Origin of the sequence: Saccharopolyspora flava (assembly GCF_900116135.1) — a bacterium.
Taxonomy (GTDB): Bacteria; Actinomycetota; Actinomycetes; order Mycobacteriales; family Pseudonocardiaceae; genus Saccharopolyspora; species Saccharopolyspora flava.
On the sequence record NZ_FOZX01000007.1, the window covers coordinates 76320 to 94804 of the forward strand.

Annotated in this window: 17 protein-coding genes; 11 read left to right on the forward strand and 6 right to left on the reverse strand. The window is 71.8% G+C overall.

Going from position 1 to position 18485, the window contains the following annotated elements:
* Nucleotides 1-83 precede the first annotated feature (83 nt).
* A complete protein-coding gene (locus BM424_RS19975; RefSeq protein WP_093420333.1) occupies nucleotides 84-1271 on the forward strand; it encodes an NADH:flavin oxidoreductase in 1188 nt (395 codons plus the stop codon).
* 150 nt (nucleotides 1272-1421) lie between these two features.
* Here the strand turns inward: BM424_RS19975 and BM424_RS19980 are convergent, their stop codons facing one another.
* On the reverse strand, nucleotides 1422-2222 hold the full coding sequence (locus tag BM424_RS19980) for a crotonase/enoyl-CoA hydratase family protein (RefSeq protein ID WP_093420336.1): 801 nt from the start codon (nucleotides 2220-2222) through the stop codon (nucleotides 1422-1424).
* Between the two features lie 144 nt (nucleotides 2223-2366).
* Here BM424_RS19980 and BM424_RS19985 point away from each other — a divergent pair, with 144 nt between their 5' ends.
* Genes BM424_RS19985 through BM424_RS19995 form a run of 3 tightly spaced genes read left to right on the forward strand, consistent with a single transcriptional unit; the run spans nucleotide 2367 to nucleotide 5946 of the window.
* Entirely contained in the window at nucleotides 2367-3485 is a 1119-nt protein-coding gene (locus BM424_RS19985; protein WP_093420338.1) for an acyl-CoA dehydrogenase family protein, read from the forward strand.
* A complete protein-coding gene (locus BM424_RS19990) occupies nucleotides 3485-4756 on the forward strand; it encodes an acyl-CoA dehydrogenase family protein (protein ID WP_217649768.1) in 1272 nt (423 codons plus the stop codon). Before BM424_RS19985 ends, BM424_RS19990 begins: the two co-directional genes overlap by 1 nt.
* The gene (locus tag BM424_RS19995; protein WP_093420341.1) at nucleotides 4753-5946 is read left to right on the forward strand and encodes a CaiB/BaiF CoA transferase family protein; all 1194 of its coding nucleotides are present in this window, start codon (nucleotides 4753-4755) and stop codon (nucleotides 5944-5946) included. The genes BM424_RS19990 and BM424_RS19995 overlap by 4 nt, the downstream gene beginning before the upstream one ends.
* On the opposite strand, the gene BM424_RS20000 is transcribed toward BM424_RS19995, so the two are convergent.
* Entirely contained in the window at nucleotides 5933-6538 is a 606-nt protein-coding gene (locus BM424_RS20000; protein ID WP_093420343.1) for a class I SAM-dependent methyltransferase, read from the reverse strand. The two genes, BM424_RS19995 and BM424_RS20000, sit on opposite strands and share 14 nt — an antisense overlap.
* Nucleotides 6539-6604: 66 nt before the next feature.
* Nucleotides 6605-7435: a PaaX family transcriptional regulator gene (locus BM424_RS20005; RefSeq protein WP_245775996.1), complete on the reverse strand. Its 831-nt coding sequence runs from the start codon at nucleotides 7433-7435 to the stop codon at nucleotides 6605-6607.
* Nucleotides 7436-7626: 191 nt separating this feature from the next.
* Here BM424_RS20005 and BM424_RS20010 point away from each other — a divergent pair, with 191 nt between their 5' ends.
* The 3 genes from BM424_RS20010 to BM424_RS20020 all read left to right on the forward strand — a co-directional run bounded on the left by BM424_RS20010 (nucleotide 7627) and on the right by BM424_RS20020 (nucleotide 11856).
* Nucleotides 7627-8991 (forward strand): alpha/beta hydrolase family protein, encoded by a 1365-nt coding sequence (locus tag BM424_RS20010; protein ID WP_093420346.1) that lies wholly within the window; start codon nucleotides 7627-7629, stop codon nucleotides 8989-8991.
* Nucleotides 8992-9052: 61 nt separating this feature from the next.
* Nucleotides 9053-10354, forward strand: coding sequence for an MFS transporter (locus tag BM424_RS20015; RefSeq protein ID WP_093420348.1), 1302 nt, complete (start codon nucleotides 9053-9055; stop codon nucleotides 10352-10354).
* Nucleotides 10354-11856, forward strand: coding sequence for an acyl-CoA synthetase (locus tag BM424_RS20020; protein ID WP_093420351.1), 1503 nt, complete (start codon nucleotides 10354-10356; stop codon nucleotides 11854-11856). The genes BM424_RS20015 and BM424_RS20020 overlap by 1 nt, the downstream gene beginning before the upstream one ends.
* On the opposite strand, the gene BM424_RS20025 is transcribed toward BM424_RS20020, so the two are convergent.
* On the reverse strand, nucleotides 11853-12722 hold the full coding sequence (locus tag BM424_RS20025; RefSeq protein ID WP_093420353.1) for a universal stress protein: 870 nt from the start codon (nucleotides 12720-12722) through the stop codon (nucleotides 11853-11855). The two genes, BM424_RS20020 and BM424_RS20025, sit on opposite strands and share 4 nt — an antisense overlap.
* A gap of 82 nt (nucleotides 12723-12804) precedes the next feature.
* Nucleotides 12805-13179 (reverse strand): response regulator transcription factor, encoded by a 375-nt coding sequence (locus BM424_RS29760; RefSeq protein WP_093420355.1) that lies wholly within the window; start codon nucleotides 13177-13179, stop codon nucleotides 12805-12807.
* Nucleotides 13180-13438: 259 nt separating this feature from the next.
* Between BM424_RS29760 and gad the strand changes: the two genes are divergently transcribed.
* Both gad and BM424_RS20040 read left to right on the forward strand, forming a co-directional pair.
* Nucleotides 13439-14716 (forward strand): glutamate decarboxylase, encoded by a 1278-nt coding sequence (gene gad, locus BM424_RS20035; protein ID WP_281248785.1) that lies wholly within the window; start codon nucleotides 13439-13441, stop codon nucleotides 14714-14716.
* 12 nt (nucleotides 14717-14728) lie between these two features.
* Entirely contained in the window at nucleotides 14729-15661 is a 933-nt protein-coding gene (locus tag BM424_RS20040; protein ID WP_093420361.1) for a nitrilase-related carbon-nitrogen hydrolase, read from the forward strand.
* 1 nt (nucleotide 15662) lies between these two features.
* On the opposite strand, the gene BM424_RS20045 is transcribed toward BM424_RS20040, so the two are convergent.
* The gene (locus BM424_RS20045; protein WP_093420363.1) at nucleotides 15663-16433 is read right to left on the reverse strand and encodes a LamB/YcsF family protein; all 771 of its coding nucleotides are present in this window, start codon (nucleotides 16431-16433) and stop codon (nucleotides 15663-15665) included.
* Nucleotides 16434-16601: 168 nt separating this feature from the next.
* Here BM424_RS20045 and BM424_RS20050 point away from each other — a divergent pair, with 168 nt between their 5' ends.
* Together BM424_RS20050 and BM424_RS20055 are read left to right on the forward strand one after the other, a co-directional pair.
* Complete coding sequence (locus BM424_RS20050) at nucleotides 16602-17504, forward strand: 5-oxoprolinase subunit B family protein (protein WP_093420365.1); 903 nt, start codon at nucleotides 16602-16604, stop codon at nucleotides 17502-17504.
* Nucleotides 17501-18481: a 5-oxoprolinase subunit C family protein gene (locus BM424_RS20055; RefSeq protein WP_093420368.1), complete on the forward strand. Its 981-nt coding sequence runs from the start codon at nucleotides 17501-17503 to the stop codon at nucleotides 18479-18481. The genes BM424_RS20050 and BM424_RS20055 overlap by 4 nt, the downstream gene beginning before the upstream one ends.
* Nucleotides 18482-18485: the final 4 nt, after the last annotated feature.

Consider the following 18485-nt stretch of genomic DNA (forward strand, 5'->3'; position numbering starts at 1 on the left):
AACGCCCAGCCCGACAATTTTTGGCCAGTAGCGCCAAAACTCTGGTAGCGTCACCTCGCGCAACGCCGCGGGAGGAGAATGCGATGCGCGACAAGGCCGTTCCCGACGTCCTCGCCCCTGCGAAGCTCGGCCCGGTGCGACTGCGCAACCGGATCCTCAAGGCCGCGACCTACGAGAAGCGCGCGCGGCGAGGCCTGGTCACCGACGAGCTCATCGACTTCCACGTCCGGCACGCCGCCGGGGGAGTGGGCATGACCACCGTCGCCTACTGCGCGGTGTCGCCCGAGGGGCGCACCGACGGCCACCAGATCGTGTGGCGCGACGAGGCGGTGCCGGGACTGCGGCGGCTGACCGAGGCCGTGCACGCCGAGGGCGCGGCGATCTCCGCTCAGGTCGGCCACGCCGGGCCGGTCGCCGACTCCACCAAGACGAAGCTGCCCGCGCTCGGTCCGAGCCGGTCGCTGAGCCTGCAATCGCTGCGGCAGGTCAAACCCGCCACCCTCGCCGACATCGACCGGGTCGTGCAGGCGCACGGCGACGCCGCGAAGATGGCCGTGGAAACCGGTTTCGACGCGGTCGAAGTCCACTTGGGACACAACTACCTGACGAGCTCGTTCCTGAGCCCCAAGCTCAACAAGCGCACCGACGACTACGGCGGCGACCTCGCCAACCGCGCCAGGCTCGCGCTGCGGGTGATGCGCGCGGTCCGGGAAGCCGTGGGCGACCGGATCGCGATCCTGGCCAAGCTCAACATGGATGACGGTGTGCCGGGCGGGTTCTGGCTCGACGAGGCGATCACCGTGGCGCGGTGGCTGGAGGCCGAGGGCACGGTCGACGCCCTGGAGATGACCGCGGGCAGCTCGCTGCTCAACCCGATGTACCTGTTCAAGGGCGACGCCCCGGTCCGCGAGTTCGCGGAGGTGATGCGGGAACCGATCCGCACCGGCGTCAAGCTCGTCGGTGGCCGGTTCCTCCGCGAATACCCGTACCAGGACGGCTATCTCCTCGACGACGCGCGTCAGATCCGCGCCGCCATGGACCTCCCGATGATCCTGCTCGGCGGGATCACCCACCGCGAGATCATGGACCGCGCCATGCAGGAGGGCTTCCAGTACGTCGCGATGGGCCGAGCCCTCCTCCGGGAACCCGACCTCGTCAACCGCATCGCCGCCGATTCCGCGACCCGCTCCCTCTGCAACCACAACAACCGCTGCATGGTCACGATCTTCACCGGCTCCCGCTGCGTCCTCGCCCCCGAAACCCCCTCCTGACTCCCGAAAACCCCACCCTCACCCGACCAGGTGGACTTCCTCAAGGCGAATACCGCAGGTTTTGACCCGACGAATACCGCAGGTTTTGACCGGTCGAAACCTGCGGTATTTGACCCGATGAAAACCGGGGTGGTCGACCGGTTGGTGGGGTCAGTGGCCTTGGTAGGTGGCGGGGCGTTTGGTGAGGAGGGCGTTCATGGCTTCCGCGTGGTCCTCGGTGTGGTGGGAGAGGGCCTGCATGGTGGCGGAGAGTTCGAGGACGTGGCGGAGGTCGTTGGTGCGCGACTCCTTGAGCAGGCGCTTGGCCATGCGGGTGGCGTGCGGCGGGTTCTTGGCGATCCGGGCCGCGAGGGCGTTCGCCTCGGTGAGCAGGTCCTCGGGTTCCACGACGTGGGCGACCATGCCCCACTCCAGGGCCTTCCGGGCGTCGACGCGGTCGCCGGTGAGGGCCATCTCGGCGGCCTTCTGCGGGCCGATGGCCTGGGTGAGGAACCAGGCGCCGCCGTCGCCGGGGATGATGCCCAGCTGCACGAAGGACTCGGCGAACCAGGCCTGCGTGGAGGCCACCCGCAGGTCGCACATCATGGCCAGGTCGCAGCCCGCGCCGACGGCGGGCCCGTTGACGGCGGCGACCATCGGCACCTCGCACTCGGTCAGCGCCAGCGGGATGCGCTGGATGCCGTCGCGGTAGCCGTTGCGCATCTCCCACGGGCTGCCGCTGAACATCCCGGCCTTCTCGCGCATGTCGTTGACGTTGCCGCCCGCGGAGAACGCCTTGCCCGCGCCGGTCAGCACCACGCACCGCACGTCCAGGTCCTGCTGAACCCGGCGGGCGTGGGTCTCGAACGCCTCGATCACGTCCGCGCCGGAGATCGGGTTGCGCTGGTCGGGCAGGTTGATCGTCCAGGTCTCCACGTGATCGGCGCGCTCGACCAGCAGCACATCGGACATGAGTGGCGTTTCCTCCCCGCCGTGCGGACTCGGTTCGGCGACACCCTACGTGCGCGGACGCGTCCCGGTCACCAGGAAGGTCCGTTGACCGGGAACGTGCGCACGGGTTACGTGGGAGGAACCCGTCGGAGTGCAGGAGGGTCGATGCCGTCGCTGATGCCGCCACCGGTCCAGGAGGACGCGGCGCTGCTGTCGCTGCGCCGGCAGGTGCGGGAGTTCCTCGCCGAGCAGGTCGGTTCCGGCGGGTTCACGCCGACGGTGGACAGCTGGCTCAGCGGCTGGGACCTGGACTTCACCCGCGCGCTGGCCCGCCGCGGCTGGCTCGGGATGACGGTGCCCGAGGAGTACGGCGGGCACGGCCGCACGTTCCTGGAGCGCTTCGTGGTCACCGAGGAGCTCCTGGCCGCCGGGGCGCCGGTCGCCGCGCACTGGATCGCCGACCGCCAGGTCGCGCCGAACCTGCTGCGCTTCGGCAGCGAGGCCCTCAAGCGCGAGTACCTGCCGCGCATCGTCGCCGGCGAGGCGTTCTTCGCGATCGGGATGAGCGAACCGGATTCGGGCTCGGACCTGGCCAGCGTGCGCACCCGCGCCGAGCGCGACGACGGCGGCTGGCGGGTGACCGGCACGAAGCTGTGGACCTCGGGTGCGCACGTCGCCGACGCCTTCATCGTCCTGGCCCGCACCTCCCCGCCGGGCGAGGACCGGCACGGCGGGCTGAGCCAGCTGCTGGTGCGACTGGACTCGCCGGGGCTGACGGTCCGCCCGGTGATCTCGGCCAACGGCGCGCACCACTTCAACGAGGTGCACCTGGACGGCGTGCTCGTGCCCGACGACCACGTGGTCGGCGAGATCGGGGACGGGTGGCGGCAGGTCACCTCGGAGCTGTCGTTCGAGCGGTCCGGGCCGGAGCGGTTCCTGTCGACCTACCAGCTGGCGCGTTCCCTGCTGGGGAGCCTGGATCCGGCCGAGGCGGGCCGGATCACCGGCAGGCTCGCCGGACTGCACCAGATGTCGCTGTCGGTCGCGGCGGCCCTGCAGCGCGGCGAGCGCGCCGACGTGCCCGCCGCGCTGGTGAAGGTGCTCGGCACGACCCTGGAGGGCGATCTCGCAGAGATCGCCGACCTGGACACGCTTGCCGGTGCCGACGGCGAGCTCGCCGATCTGACCCGCCGGGCCGTGCAGCAGCGGCCGGGGTTCACGTTGCGCGGCGGGACGAACGAGATCCTGCGCGGCGTCATCGCACGCGGATTGGGGATGCGCTGATGAGCACCGACCAGGACCTGCGGGACGTGCTGCGCGACGTCCTCGCGGGTGAGCTCACCGACCGCCTCGACCAGGCCGTCACCGGCGTCGGCTTCGACGCCGAGCTGTGGGCGAAGCTCAGCGACCTCGGCTTCACCGCCCTCACCGCCCCCGAGGCTCACGGCGGTTCCGGCGCCGGCTGGCCGGAGGCCGCCGCCCTGCTGACCGAGAGCGCGGCCGCGGCCCGACACCTCCCGTTCGCCGAGAGCGACCTGCTCGCCCACTGGCTCCTCCGCACCACCGGAATCCCGGACCCCGACCCGACCACCCCACTCACGGTCGCCCTTTTCCACACCGACGGAACCGCCCGATCAGTCCCCTGGCTCGGCCACGTCCCCACCCTCCTCGTCATCCCCCACCCCAACGCCACCTGGACCCTCCACACCCCCGAATCCCCCGGTACTCCGTCACCGGATTCCTCCGGTAGTCGGTCACCGGAATCCTCCGGTAGTCGGTCACCGGATTCCTCCGGTAGTCGGTCACCGGAAAACTCCGGTAATCCGTCACCCGAAAACGGCGGTAATCCGTCACCGGAACACTCCGGTAATCGGGAACCCGAAAACTCCGGTAATCGGGGGCCCGAATACTGCCGTAATCGGGGGGTGGAATACGGCGGTATTCCGGGGGTGGAGCGGTGGAGGGGGCGGGTTTCGCGGTCGGGGTTGCCTCGGGGGGATGCGTTCGGAGTGTCGGTGGGGGACGGGGTGGTCGTGGGGGTGGACGTGGTGGATCAGTTGGTGTTGCGGGGTGCTCTCGCGCGGGCCGTGCAGGTGGTGGGGGCGTTGGAGCGGGCCGTGGATCTGTGCGTGGAGCACGCGCGGACGCGGGTGCAGTTCGGGCGGCCGTTGGCGAAGTTCCAGGCCGTGCAGCACCTGGTCGCCGACGCCGCCGCGGAGGCCGCGCTGGCGCGGGCGGCGGTGGACGCCGCCGTGCTCGACGCCGCCGAGACCGAGCTGACCGGTCCCGCATCGGCGACGAAGGTCGCCGCGGCGCGGTCCTGCGCCGGGCACGCCGCCTCGGTCGTCGTGCGCAACGCCCACCAGGTCCACGGCGCCATCGGCACCACGCAGGAGCACCCGCTGCAGCTGGTCACGCTGCCCGCGCTGGACTGGCGCGGCGAGTTCGGCACCACCCGCGACTGGGACCGGTTCCTCGCGGCGAGCGGTCCGCTGTGGGACGTCGTGCAGGGCGCGCCCGCCGAGCACCCGCCGATCCCGGGAGGACACCGATGAGCGGCGACCTGCTCGCCGGCGTGCGAGTCCTGGACCTGTCGACGGTGTTCATGGGCCCCTACGCCGCCCAGGTGCTCGCCGAGTGGGGCGCCGACGTGATCAAGGTCGAATCGCTGCGCGGCGACCAGGTTCGCGGCATCGGCGACACCTCCGGCAACGGCGTCGGCCCGATCTTCGTCAACGCCAACCGCGGCAAGCGCTCGGTCGCCGTCGACCTCAAGGACACCGGGGCGCGCGAGGTGCTGCGGGCGCTGGTGCGCGGAGCCGACGTGCTGCTGCACAACATCCGCCCACCCGCCGCCGCCCGCCTCGGCCTGACCTGGGAGGAGCTGCGCGAGATCAACCCGGGGCTGGTGCTGTGCGCGTTCCGCGGCTACGGCAAGGACGGCCCGCACGCCGACCGGCCCGCCTACGACGACGTGATCCAGGCGGCCTCCGGCATCGCCGCTGCTCAGGGCGCCGCCGGGGGAGAACCCGAGTACTGGCGCTCGGCCGCCTCGGACAAGATCCTCGGTCTCTACGGCGCGGCGGCGACCTGCGCCGCGCTGCGCGCCAAGGAGGCCGACGGTCGGGGACGGCCGGTGGAGGTGCCGATGTTCGAGGGGATGGCCTCGTTCATGCTCCTGGACCGGCAGGGCGGCTGGCTCACCGACCCGCCCTCGGGCCCCACCGGCTACCCGAGGACGGATTCGCCGCACCGCAGGCCCTACGCCACCAAGGACGGCCACCTGGCGGTGATGATGTACGCCGACAAGCACTGGACGGTGTTCTTCGACCTCATCGGCCGCCCGGAACTGGGCGAGGACCCGCGCTTCCGCGACATCGGCGCCCGCACCCGGCACATCGACGAGCTCTACGCGCTGCTGGCCGAGGAGATGGTCACCCGCACCTCGGCGGAGTGGAGCGAGGCGTTCGCCCGCGCCGACATCCCGCACGGCCCGGTGCACGACGTCGAGGACCTGTTCGCCGACGAGCACCTGGCCGCCACCGGTTTCTTCCAGACCGTCGAGCAGCCCGGCGTGGGGCCGGTGCGGCTGGCCCGCAGGCCGATCGACTTCGGCGAACCCGCGCCCCCGCCGCGACCGGCCCCGCTGCTGGGCCAGCACACCCGCGAGGTCCTGGCCGAGGCCGGGATCCCGGACGAGGAGGTGCAGCGGCTGCTCGACTCAGGTGCGCTCAGCCAGCGCTGAGCACGGCCACCAGGAAGTCCGAGTCCTCGCGCAGCGGGCGCAGGTCCCAGGTGCTCAGCGCCAGGTCGGTCCGCAGACCGGCCTTCTCGGCGTCGGCGAAGAACTCGGCGGGCTCGTAGCCGCGGCCGGTGCCGAAGCCCACCGCCACCCGGCCCTCGGGCGCCAGGTGCGCCCGAAACCGCTCCAGCACGGTGCCGCGGGTGCTGGGCGCCAGGAACGTCATCACGTTGCCCGCGCACACGATCAGGTCGAACGGCTCGGTGACGCCGTGCGCGGGCAGGTCGAGCTCGGCGAGGTCGCCGACGATCCAGCGCGGCCCCGGGTGGTCCTCCTCCGCGGCCTCGATCAGCGCCGGGTCCACGTCGACGCCGACGACGTCGTGGCCCACCGACGCCAGCCACCCGGCGACCCGCCCCGGGCCGCACCCGGCGTCGAGGATGCGGGACCCGCGCTCGGCCATCGCGTCGATCATCCGGGCCTCCCCGGCGAGATCGGTGCCCGCCTCGGCCAGACCCCGCATCCGGTTGATGTACCAGGATGAATGCCCCGGATCAGCCGCGACCTTCTGCATCCACAGACTCTGCTCGACCATGCCCCCATTGTGCGCCGCGCACGCCCCCGCACGGCCGGGGACGCCGAGCGGCGGGATCGCGGCTCGTCAGAGCTCGATCTGGTCGATGGTCGTTTCGGCGAGGTCGGCGGTGGTGTCGTGGTAGTGGTGGGCGAGCTGGCGGAACAGCGTTTCGGCGCGGATGGCCGGCCAGTCGGTGTCGAGCAGGTCGGCGGGCAGGTGCGGGTCCTGGCGGACCAGCTGCAGCCAGTCGGTGTGCAGGACCAGCTGGCGCGCGAGGTCGTCGGGGGCCCAGGGCAGCGGGTGGGGGCTGTCCCAGCGGGTGAGGAACGCGCGGTAGCGGGCGGCGATGGCGTCGAGGTCGAAGGCCTTGCGGACCAGGTCGGCGGATTCGGTGGGCTTGCCCTGCTGCGCGGTGAACACGGTGACGTGGTCGTTGAGGCCGAGCTCGTCGACGATCTCGGTGACGTCGTGCGGGCCGGGGGCGATCCACAGCCCGTTCTGCAGCAGCCCGAACCCGGCCCAGATCAGCTGCGAGCGCAGGTCGTGCCGGTCGCTGCGCCGGGTGTCCGGCAGCGAGAAGGCCACCAGCGTCCAGGTCCCGTCCCAGTCGCGGTTGACGGCGCCGGTGTCCCAGATCCGCCGCTCGCCGTCCTCGAGGACCTGCTCGGCGTGCTCGGTGAGCCCGAAGTAGACGCGGCGGCCCCGGCGGTGGCGGGTGAGCAGGCCGCGGTGCGCCATCCGGCTCAGCGTCGAGCGCACCGCCTCCTCGGAGATCGAGATCCGGCCGAAGACGTCGATGATGCTGCCCGAGTACGCCGCCGAGGAGCGCCCGAGCACGTGCAGGCCCAGGAAGCTCAGCATGAGCGACTGCGGTCGGGCCGAATAGGTCAAAGCGGCGTCGTCGGCGGAACTCACGATGACCAGCGTAGTCGTTCGAATGTTGGGCACAACGTTGACGGCCGTCACTGCGACGCCGTACTTTTTGCCGGGTCGGCACGCTCGTCCACCGAGGAGTTCTCGATGCAGAACGTGCACCACGCCCACTCCCCGCTGCAGCGCGAGATCCTGCTCGGGCTCGGATGAGCCCCGGAACGGGGAGGTTTCGCATGATCACCGCCCGCACGAGCGGACGGCTGGCGGCCCTGGTCGCGGCCGCGCTGCTGGCCGCGTCGGCACCCGCTCTCGCCACCGAGACCCCCACCCACGTCGAGGGCGAGCTCGCCAGCGGCGCGACCTGGGTGATGGACGTTCCCGAGAACTGGAACGGCACGCTCCTGCTGTTCAGCCACGGCTACCAGGCCGCGGGCGGCCCCAACCCGGCCGAGAACGCGCCCAGCGACGAGGCCGCCCGGATCGCGCTGGACGAGGGCTACGCCCTCATCGGCTCCTCCTACGCCACCACGGGCTGGGCGGTCGAGCAGGCCGTGCCCGACCAGCTGGCCACGATCGACGAGTTCACCGCCCGGTTCGGGCCCGCCCGCCGCACCATCGCCTGGGGCCAGTCCTACGGCGGCCTGGTCACCACGACCATCGCCGAGCGCCACCCCGACCGAGTCGACGCGACGCTGTCGATGTGCGGCCTGGTGCAGGGCGGCGTCGCCAACTGGAACAGCACCCTCGACCCCGCCTACGCGGTGAAAACCCTGCTGGCGCCCGAATCCGACTACCCGCTGACCGGTTTCGCCGACGCCCAGCAGGCCTCGCAGGCCGCCACCGCGATGACCGGCGTCGTCGAGCGCGCGCAGACCACTCCGCAGGGCCGCGCCCGGATCGCCCTGGCCGCCGCCCTGCACAACATCCCCGGGCACAACGACCCCGCCCAGCCCGAGCCGGGCGAGCGCGACTGGGAAGCCCAGCAGCGCAACCAGTACGAGGTGATGACCCGGTTCCCGGTCACGGCGATGCAGTGGCGGCAAGAGGCCGAATCCCGCGCGGGCGGGAACATGTCGTGGAACACCGGCGTCGACTACGCCCGGATGCTCGCCGACTCGCCGCACGCCCCCGAGATCGCCGCGCTCTACGACGCCGCGGGCCTGTCGCTGCGCGACGACCTGGACGCGCTGGCCCGCGCACCGCGCATCGAGGCCGACCCCGGCGCCGTGGACTACATGACCCGCCACGTCGCCTTCACCGGGCGGCTGAGCGCTCCGCAGCTCGACATCCACACCACCGGCGACGGCCTGGTGCCCGTGCAGGTCACCAGCGCGCACCGCGACGCCGTCGAGCGGGCCGGAAGCGGCGACCTGCTGCGCCAGGCCTTCGTGGACCGGCCCGGGCACTGCACCTTCACCGCCGGCGAGCAGCTCGCGGCCCTGCACGCGCTGGAAACCCGCCTGGACGACGGGGTCTGGCGCGGCACCGACCCGGCCGAGCTCAACGCCGCCGCCGAGGCCGAGCAGCCCGGCGCCGGCCACGCCTACCTCCGCTTCCGCCCCACCCCCTACCCGCGCCCCTACGACCTAGCCGAGTGATCACTCCGTCCGCAGTGGACGGTCCTCCTGTTCCGCACCCCCAACGACGAGGGCGATCGGCATGACAGATTCGGTCACAGCCGGGAGGCAGCTCCGACGCGCGGTCGCGTCCAGCTTCCTGGGAAGCGTCATCGAGTACTACGACTTCCTGCTCTACGCCACGGCTTCCGCGGTGGTGTTCAGCCAGGTGTTCTTCACCAACCTCGACCCGCTGGTGGCCACCGTCGCCAGCTTCGGCACCTTCGCCACCGGCTACCTCGCGCGCCCGCTCGGCGGCCTGGTGTTCGGCCACTTCGGCGACCGGCTCGGCCGCAAGCGGATGCTGGTGCTGACGATGCTGCTGATGGGCATCGCCAGCTCCCTGATCGGCCTGCTGCCCACCTACGAGCAGATCGGCGCGTGGGCGCCGCTGGGGCTGGTGCTGCTGCGCGTCGTCCAGGGCGTCGCCGTCGGCGGCGAGTGGGGCGGGGCGGTGCTCATCTCCGCCGAGCACGCCCGCACGCGGCGCGGGCTGTGGGCGAGCTTCACCAACGCCGGAGCGCCCTGCGGGATGGTGCTGTCCACCGCCGTGCTCACCGGAACCGCCGCCGTCCTCGGCGAGGAGGCGTTCCTGGGCTGGGGCTGGCGCGTCCCGTTCCTGCTCAGCATCGTGCTGCTCGCACTCGGGCTGTTCGTGCGCCTCAAGGTCGCCGAACCCCGGATGTTCCAGGAGTCGCGGCGCAGCGAGCGGGCCCCGCTGCTGGCGGTGCTGCGGAACCGGCCGCGCCAGCTCGCGCTCGGCGTCGGCGTCGGGCTGGCCGCCTTCGTCGCCCAGTCCACGCTGACCACGTTCGTGCTGGCCTACGGGGTGCAGGCCGGGTTCAGCAGGCAGACCGTGCTCAACGCCATCACCCTGTCCTCGGTGACGGCCGTGGTGGGGATCATCGCCTGGTCGGGCTTGTCCGACCGGCTCGGCAGGCGCCCGATCGTGCTGGTCGGGGCGGTGATCATGGCCGCCTACAGCTTCGCGCTGTTCCCGATAGTCGACAGCGGCAGCGGCGCGCTGCTGGTCCTCGCGCTGGTCCTCGGCCAGGGCGTCGTCCACCCGATGATGTACGGGCCGCTGGCCGCGCTCTACACCGAGCTGTTCAGCACCGAGACCCGCTACACCGGCGCGTCGCTGGGCTACCAGCTGGCCGGGCTCGGCGGCGGGCTGGCGCCGGTGCTGTTCGCGCAGCTGCAGAGCAGCGGCTTCGGGACCACCGCGATCTCCGGGACCATCACCGCGTTCTGCGCGCTGACCGTCGCCTGCGTGCTCGGGCTGCGCGAGACCAGCCACCAGAACCTCGAAACCCCCGACGGCGCACGGGAAGGAGCACGGTGATGCGCGACCTCGGCCTGGGTGCGTGGCCCGCCCGGCGAGCACTCATGACCCCGGACCGCACCGCCTTCGTCTTCGACGGCACCGAGATCAGCTACGCCGAGTTCGCCGAGCGCACCGCGCTGGTCGCCCAGCGGTTGCGCGCCGACGGCGTGTCCCGCGGCGACCGGGTCGCCTACCTCGGGCCCAACCACCTCGCGTTCGTCGAGACGATGTTCGCCGCGCACCGGCTCGGCGCGGTGTTCGTCCCGCTGAACTTCCGGCTCGCCGCACCCGAGATCGACTACGTGCTCGCCGATTCCGAACCCGAGGCGCTGATCTACGCGCCCGAGTGCGCCGGGACCGTCGCGGCGCTGGAGAACCGGCCGCGCCGCCTCGTCGCGCTCACCGACCCGAGCCCGGGCGAGCAGGAGTACGAGAGCTGGCTCGCCGCAAGCACTCCCGAGCCGATCGAGGAGGAGGTGGGGCTGGCCGAGGTCGCGCTGATCCTCTACACCTCCGGCACCACCGGACGCCCCAAGGGCGCGATGCTCACCCATGGCAACCTGGTGTGGAACACCGTCAACCTGCTGGTCGGCGTCGACGTCGCCTCCGACGACGTCACGCTGATCACCGCGCCGCTGTTCCACGTCGCCGCGCTCGACCAGACGCTGCTGCCGACGTTCATCAAGGGCGGCTGCTCGGTGATCGCCCCGGGCTGGGACGTCGACGCCTGCTACGACCACATCGAACGCCGCGGCATCACCTGGATGTTCGGCGTGACCACCATGTTCGCCGAACTGGCCGCCTCACCCCGCTGGGCCGAGGCCGACCTGTCGTCGCTGCGCATCGTGATGAGCGGCGGCGCGGCCATCCCCGAAGCGCTGATCCGCACCTACCAGGAGCGCGGCCTGGTGTTCTGCCAGGGCTACGGCATGACCGAGACCGCGCCGGGCGCCACGTTCCTGGAAGCGGGGGAGAGCCTGCGCAAGGTCGGTTCGGCCGGGGTGCCGGTGTTCTTCACCGGCGTCCGCGTCGTCCGCCCCGACGGCACCGACGCCGATCCGGGCGAGCCGGGGGAGGCGCTCATCAAGGGGCCCAACGTCAGTCCCGGCTACTGGCGCAACCCGCAGGCCACCGAGGCCGCGTTCGAGGACGGCTGGTTCCGCTCCGGCGACCTGGCCACCTTCGACGACGAGGGCCACCTGCACGTGGTGGACCGGGTCAAGGACATGTTCATCTCCGGCGGCGAGAACGTGTACCCGGCCGAGGTGGAGAGCGCCCTGTTCGAACACCCGGCGGTGGCCGAGGCCGCCGTCATCGGCATCCCGCACGAGCGCTGGGGCGAGGTCGGCCGCGCCTTCGTCGTCTGCCACCCCGACACCGCGCCCACCGGCGACGACCTGCGCGAGTTCCTGCGCACCCGACTCGCCCGCTACAAGGTCCCGGTCCAGGTCGACCTCGTCGACCACCTGCCCCGCACGGGCTCCGGCAAGATCCAGAAGTCCGAGCTGCGGAAGCGCTAGCCCTTGCTCGGGTGCACGACCAGCACCGGGCACTCGGCGTGGTGCAGCAGGGCTTGGCTGGTGGAGCCCAGGAGCATCCCGAGGAAGCCGCCCCGGCCGCGGCTGCCCACGACCACGAGCTGAGCGGACCTGCTGCGCTCGATGAGCGTGTCCCGGGGGCGCTCGTTGACGGTCACGCGTTCGACCGGCACGTCCGGGTGCTGCTGCTGGAGGCCGGCCAGGGCCTCGGCGAGGACGCGCTCGCTGGTGGCCATCTCCGGTTCGAGGTGGCCCAGCCCGACCTCGCGGATCGAGGGCTCGCGCGAGGCGTGCACGGCCACCAGACCGACCCCGCGCCAGGCCGCCTCGGCGAAGGCCGCGGCCAGCGCCTCGGTGCTGTTGTCGCTGCCGTCGACACCGGCCACGACCGGACCACCCGGGGCGCTCGGTTCGCGCACCACCGCCACCGGGCAGGCCGCGTGCGCGGCGGCCGACACGGCGGTGGAGCCCAGCAGCATCCCGCCGAAACCGCCGTGCCCGGAGGCGCCCAGCGCGAGCATCCGGGCCTCCTTGGCCATCCGCAGCAGCAGCGCGACCGGCTGCTCCTGCGTGTACTCGGTGGTGAACTCCAGTCCCGAGGCGACCGAGTTCACCCGGTCGGTGGCCGCGCTCAGGTGGGTGCGCGCCAGCTCGTCGATCTCGGCGAACGCGTCGGGCGGCACCGGCATCCCGGCGCCGTAGAACCCGCGGAAGTAGGGCTCGGTCGAGGTCACCAGGTACAGCGACAGCTTCCGGGCCGAGGCCACCGACGCGGCCCACGCCGCCGCGCTGAGCGCCTGGTCCGATCCGTCGATCCCGACCACGATCGCGTTGCTGAGATCCGTCATCGTCGCTCCCCTCGCTCGGGCACCGCTTCGACCATGCCGGAGACGGGCGCCGGGCGCTCGGTGAGCACGCGAAAGGCGTTCGCTAGTCGTGGTGCCCCAACGCCTTCACCACCGCGGAGGTCCGGTCGCCCACGCCGAGCTTGGTGAAGATGTTGCGGAGGTGGTTCTTCACCGTGCGCTCGGAGATGCCGAGGGCACGGCCGATCTGACGGTTGGAGCGGCCGCGAGCCAGGTGGTCGAGGACCTCCTTCTCGCGCTTGGTCAACGGTGAGAGCACTTCGGACAGATCCGGCTCGGAAGGTTTCTCGGGTTCTTCGCCCGAGACCGCGCTGATCCGCGCCGAAGCGAGCTGACCGACCTGGTTGAGGACCTGGCGCATCGCGCGCGAGTGCTCGACGGCCTCGTGCAGCAACGCGGTGATCGCCCGGTCCAGCGGCCGGTCAGGGGGACGGGCCATGAAGCGCCTCCACTCGGGGTTCGTTCCGGGCCACCCGGAACCCGTGGATTCCTACTCTCCATTTCGCCACAGGATTACGCGCGAATTACGACCCAGCCGCCGAATCCCCCGGTAGAGGCGGTTTATAGCCCGGGTGGACCAAGACCCGTCGACGGGACTAGTGCGGAAGGTGTGGGGCGAATTGTTCATGGCGGCCCGGTCCATTGCGGACTTAGCGTTGATCGTGTTCAGCACATCAACAGAACAGGAGCTCCCGACGATGTCTGCTTTACCGGAGGCGTGCGAGGAAACGTCGGTTCTCTCGACGCAACTTCGGGGCGGAATACCACTTTTCGGCATGGACGCGGACACGGCGCTCGACGTCGTCACGGACAAACTGGGGCTCGGCTGCCCGCCCGAGCGCAACCTCGCGACGTTCCTCACCACGTCGATCGAGCCGGAGGCCCAGCGGCTCTACCGCACCTACCTTAACCACAACCTCGTCGACCGCGAGCAGTACCCGTCGATCGACGCGATGCTGCGGGAGTGCGTCGGCATCATCGGGTCGCTCTGGCACGGTGATCCGCGCCGGGTCGCGGGCAGCGCGACCACGGGTTCCAGCGAGGCGGCGCTGCTGGCCGGTGCCTCGATGCTGCGCAACTGGCGGGAACGAGCCGGGGGACAGCGGCCGAACCTGGTCCTGGGGGCCGGGGCGCACGCCTGCTGGACCAAGTTCTGCCGGCACTGGGGCGTGGAGGCCCGCGTGGCCCCCGCGCGCGGCGACTCCCCGTCGCTGGAGCCGGACGCGGTCGAGGAGCTGTGCGACGCGGGAACCATCGGCGTCGTCGGCATACTGGGGTCCACTCTGGACGGGCGGTACGAGCCGATCGCCGGGATCGCCGAGGCGCTGGACGGGGTGCAGGAGCGCACCGGGCTCGACATCCCGATCCACGTCGACGCCGCGTCGGGAGGGTTCCTCGCACCGTTCCTCGACCCGGAGCTGAGCTGGGACTTCCAGCTCCCCCGGGTGGTGTCGATCAACGCCTCCGGGCACAAGTCGGGGATGGTGCCGCCCGGCCTGGGCTGGCTGCTGTGGCGCGACGAGGACGACCGGAACGCGGGACTGGGGGTCCGGGTCAACTACCTCGGCGGTGACGACGCCCATCACGAGCTGACCTTCTCGCGTTCGGCGGCACCCGTGGTGCTCCAGTACTACAACTTCCTGCGCTTCGGGTTCGCCGGGTTCCACGCCGTGCACGCCCGATCCCGCGCCCTCGCGCGGCGGCTGGCCGGCCGGCTGCGGGCGACCGGGCGGCTCCGGCTGCTCGGTGACGGCGAGCAGCTGCCCGTCGTGGCCGTCACCGCGCGGCCCCCGGTGTCGCTGCGGGAACTGGCCGCCCACCTGGCCGAACACCGCTGGGCCGTCCCGGTGTACCACCTGCCGCCGCGCCTGGAGCACGTCGAGGTGATGCGCGTGGTCGTGCGCGGCGACCTCACCCCCGCCTCGGTCGAGGAGCTGGCCTCGATCGTCGAGGACTACGTCACCAGCGTCGAGTGAACAGGAGAACACATGCGTCCCATCCGCATCGTCAGCCGGTTGACCGACCGCGAACCCCCGGAACGGGCGAGCGGGCTCCGCCTCGCGCTCTTCCAGGGCGAGAACCCCTCCGGAACCCCGGCGGCGGTGGCCGAGAACCTCGCCAGGATGGAGCAGGTGGTCGCGCTGGCCGCGAGCTACGGCAGCCAGCTGTGCGCGTTCCCCGAGTGCTTCAACACCGGGTACGCCCTGGACCGCCGGCAGTGCGAGGAACTCGCCGAACCCAGCGACGGCACGTCCGTCGAACTCGCCCGCAAGCTCTCCACCCGGCACGACGTCGCCGTCGTGCTGCCGTACGTGGAACGCGCCGCCGACGGGGCGCTGCACGACTCGGTGGCGCTGGCCGCCGACGGGGAGCTGGTGGCCAACTACCGCAAGACCCACCTCTACGGCGCCGCCGAGCGCGCGAACTTCACGCCCGGGCAGGAGCTGCCGCCGGTCGTGGAGATCAACGGCTTCCCGGTCGGGCTGCTCAACTGCTACGAGTGCGAGTTCCCGCCGCTGTACCAGTACCTGGCGGGCAGGGGAGCGCGGCTCATCGTCGGGCCCACGGCCGCCGACCGGCACTTCACGTTGCGCAGCGGGGAACCGACGCTGGTGGCCTACCCCGACGCGACCGAGCACATCATCCCCGCGATGGCCGCCGTGTGGCGGGTTTTCGTGGCCTACGCCAACCGGCGCGGCTGGGAGAGCTCCGAGCACGGCCAGTGGGAGTACCGGGGCAACTCGGGCATCTGGGCGCCCGACGGCAGTACCGTGGTCACCGCGGGACCGGAGGAGCGCGCGGTGGACTCGCTCCTGCTCGCCGACTGCCTGCCCGACTCGGTGCCCCCGTTCAGCCCGGAGGGCGACCACCGCAGCGACTCCCGCATCGCCGCCGCCGACCGGCTGCTCCCGGCCGGGTGAGTCACCCCCGGGAGTCGGCGACCTCGGCCATCGGCGCGAGACGCACACCGGCGGAGGCGAACCGCTCGCGGATCGCCTCCGCGATCTCGACCGCGTTGGGCCGGTCGCCGTGCAGGCAGATCGTGTCCGCGTCGACCTGCACGGGCACGCCGTTGACCGAGCGCACCTCGCCGCGCAGCACCGCGTCGGCCTGGTCGGCGCAGGCCTCCGGGGACTTCGCCCGCGGGTTCGGCTCGATGATGATGTGCCCGTTGTCGTCGTAGTCGAGATCGGCGAAAGCCTCCCGCATGACGGGAAAACCGCGCTCGGCCAGGCGTTCCGAGACCGGCCCGGCCAGCAGCACCACCCGCACGCCCGGCGCGGCCGTCGCGAAGGCCGACACCACGGCTTCGGCGACGGCCTCGTCGCGGATCGTCAGCCCGTAGAACGCGCCGTGCGGCTTGACGTGCGCGATCGGCACGCCCCGGTGCGCCGCGATCGCCTGCAACGCCCCGAACTGGTACAGGCAGGCCTGCGCGGCCTCGGCCGGGCTCAACGACATGGCGCGCCTGCCGAATCCGGTCAGATCGGGGAAACCCGGGTGCGCGCCGACGGCGGTCCGCCCGTCGCGTGCCAGTTCGACCGAACGGCTCATCGTCGCCGGATCACCGGCGTGCCAGCCGCACGCGATGTTCACCGAGGTCACCAGCGGGATGAGTCGGGCGTCGTCACCCAGTTGCCAGCGTCCGAAGCTCTCCCCGGCATCGGCGTTGAGATCGACGAGAGTGCGCACGGATCACCTCCAGATCGGGCGTCCACCATAGTTTTCGGTGTTTGCGCACGCAGATCACGCAGCCTACTCTCTCACTCGAAAGTGGTCGATTGGTGAACGACGCGCTGCGTCGAACCGTCCCGCAGCGCATTCTCGACGAGCACTCGTCGGTGGCTGCGGAGGTGCGCCGTGACCGTTCAGGAGGTTCAGCTACCGCCCGCGCGGTACGAATTCGGCGGCGACGAGTTCGTCTTCGTCGAGATCGACCGCGAGATGAGCCTGCAGGCCAACCTCAAGGCGATGGCCATCACCGGCGCGCTGCGCGGGGAGAGCATCGACGGGGTCATCGACATCTGCCCGTCGAACGCCTCCTACCTGGTCCGGCTGGACCCGGAGCGGCTGCACCCGGCCGACCTCGTCGAGGAGCTCAAGCGGCTGGAGAGCACGGCCGGTGAGCTCAGCGCCGAGGATGTCGTGCGCACCCGGATCGTCGACGTGCCGGTGCTCTTCGACGACCCGTGGACCCGGGAGACGCTGCTGCGGTTCCGCGACCGGCACCAGGACCCGGAGGCCACCGATCTCGAATACGCCGCGCGGATCAACGGTTTCGACGACGTCCCCTCGCTGATCGAGGCGATCACCGCCGCGCCGTTCCTGGTCACCATGCTCGGTTTCGTGCCGGGGCTGCCGTTCTGCTACCAGATGGTGCCGCGCGAGAAGCAGATCGAGGTGCCCAAGTACGTGCGGCCCCGGACCGACACCCCGGAACGCGCTTTCGGCTACGGCGGCGCGTTCTCGGTGGTCTACCCGGTGCGCGGGGCCGGTGGGTACCAGCTGTTCGGGATCGCGCCCGCCCCGGTGTTCGACCTCGCCCAGCGGCTGCCGGACTTCGCCGACGACATCGCCTTCCCGCGCCCCAGCGACGTGCTGCGCTACCGGGCGATCGACCGCGACGAGTACGACCGCACCCGCTCCGAGGTCGAGGCGGGCACCTTCCGCTACCGGATCCGGGACGCGGAACTGGTTCCCGCCGAACTGCTCGCCGACCCGGACGGGGTCAACGCGCGACTGCTGGAGGTGCTGTACCGGTGAACTCCCTCATCGTGCGCAAGGGCGGGCTGTCCACGACCGTGCAGGACTCCGGCCGCGACGGCCGCTACGCCATCGGCATGCCGCCATCCGGGGCGATGGACCGCTACTCGGCGTTGGCGGGCAACATGCTCGTCGGCAACCCCGACGGCGCGGCCGTGCTGGAGGCGACCTACCTGGGGCCCGAGCTGGAGTTCACCGACTCCCGCACCGTGGCCGTCACCGGCGCCGACACCGCCGTGTCGCTCAACGGCGAACCCGTGCCGCCCTGGCAGGCGGTGGCCGTCTCGGCCGGTGACGTGCTCGCCGTGCAGGCGGTGCGCGCCGGTGCCCGGCCCTACGTCGCGGTCGGCGGCGGCATCGACGTGCCGCTCTACCTCGGGTCCCGCTCGACCTACATGCTCACCGGCATCGGCGGGTTCGAGGGCCGCGCGCTGGCCGACGGCGACCGGCTGCCGCTCGGCGAAGCGCCACCCGCACCGGCCTCCGGCACCGAGGTGCCGGAGGAGCTGCGCCCGGAGCTGCCCGCGACGACCTTGCTGCGGCTGGTCGTCGGGCTCTGCGCCTACCGGCTGACCGAGCGGGCGCTGGCCTCGTTCCTGGGCACCGAGTGGAAGGTGACCAAGGACGCCGACCGCGTCGGGTACCGGTTGCGCGGCGGCGAGCTGGAGTTCATCGAGCGCGAGCAGCCCTTCGGCGCGGGCAGCGACCAGGCCAACGTCGTCGATCTCGGCTACCCGATCGGCTCGGTGCAGGTACCCGGTGGCGACGAGCCGATCGTGCTGCTCAACGACGCGGTGACCGGCGGCGGCTACGCCACCATCGGCACCGTCATCTCGGTGGACCGCGACCGGATGGCCCAAGCCAGGACCGGCGGCGCGGTGGTGTTCGAGCAGGTCGACGTCGAGGCCGCGGTGGCGGCCCGGCGAGAACGACGCGCTCGGCTGGAGAAGGTGCGGGCGGCGGTCGCGACCGCCTAGGAGG

Bases quoted from the DNA above. Each gene is read 5' to 3' on its own strand.
- BM424_RS20000 (WP_093420343.1), bottom strand. From the start codon at position 6,538: ATGGTCGAGCAGAGTCTGTGGATGCAGAAGGTCGCGGCTGATCCGGGG.
- BM424_RS19995 (WP_093420341.1), top strand. From the start codon at position 4,753: ATGAGCGGCGACCTGCTCGCCGGCGTGCGAGTCCTGGACCTGTCGACG.
- BM424_RS20015 (WP_093420348.1), top strand. From the start codon at position 9,053: ATGACAGATTCGGTCACAGCCGGGAGGCAGCTCCGACGCGCGGTCGCG.
- BM424_RS20020 (WP_093420351.1), top strand. From the start codon at position 10,354: ATGCGCGACCTCGGCCTGGGTGCGTGGCCCGCCCGGCGAGCACTCATG.
- BM424_RS20040 (WP_093420361.1), top strand. From the start codon at position 14,729: ATGCGTCCCATCCGCATCGTCAGCCGGTTGACCGACCGCGAACCCCCG.
- BM424_RS19990 (WP_217649768.1), top strand. From the start codon at position 3,485: ATGAGCACCGACCAGGACCTGCGGGACGTGCTGCGCGACGTCCTCGCG.
- BM424_RS29760 (WP_093420355.1), bottom strand. From the start codon at position 13,179: ATGGCCCGTCCCCCTGACCGGCCGCTGGACCGGGCGATCACCGCGTTG.
- BM424_RS20025 (WP_093420353.1), bottom strand. From the start codon at position 12,722: ATGACGGATCTCAGCAACGCGATCGTGGTCGGGATCGACGGATCGGAC.
- gad (WP_281248785.1), top strand. From the start codon at position 13,439: ATGTCTGCTTTACCGGAGGCGTGCGAGGAAACGTCGGTTCTCTCGACG.
- BM424_RS20010 (WP_093420346.1), top strand. From the start codon at position 7,627: ATGATCACCGCCCGCACGAGCGGACGGCTGGCGGCCCTGGTCGCGGCC.
- BM424_RS19975 (WP_093420333.1), top strand. From the start codon at position 84: ATGCGCGACAAGGCCGTTCCCGACGTCCTCGCCCCTGCGAAGCTCGGC.
- BM424_RS19985 (WP_093420338.1), top strand. From the start codon at position 2,367: ATGCCGTCGCTGATGCCGCCACCGGTCCAGGAGGACGCGGCGCTGCTG.
- BM424_RS19980 (WP_093420336.1), bottom strand. From the start codon at position 2,222: ATGTCCGATGTGCTGCTGGTCGAGCGCGCCGATCACGTGGAGACCTGG.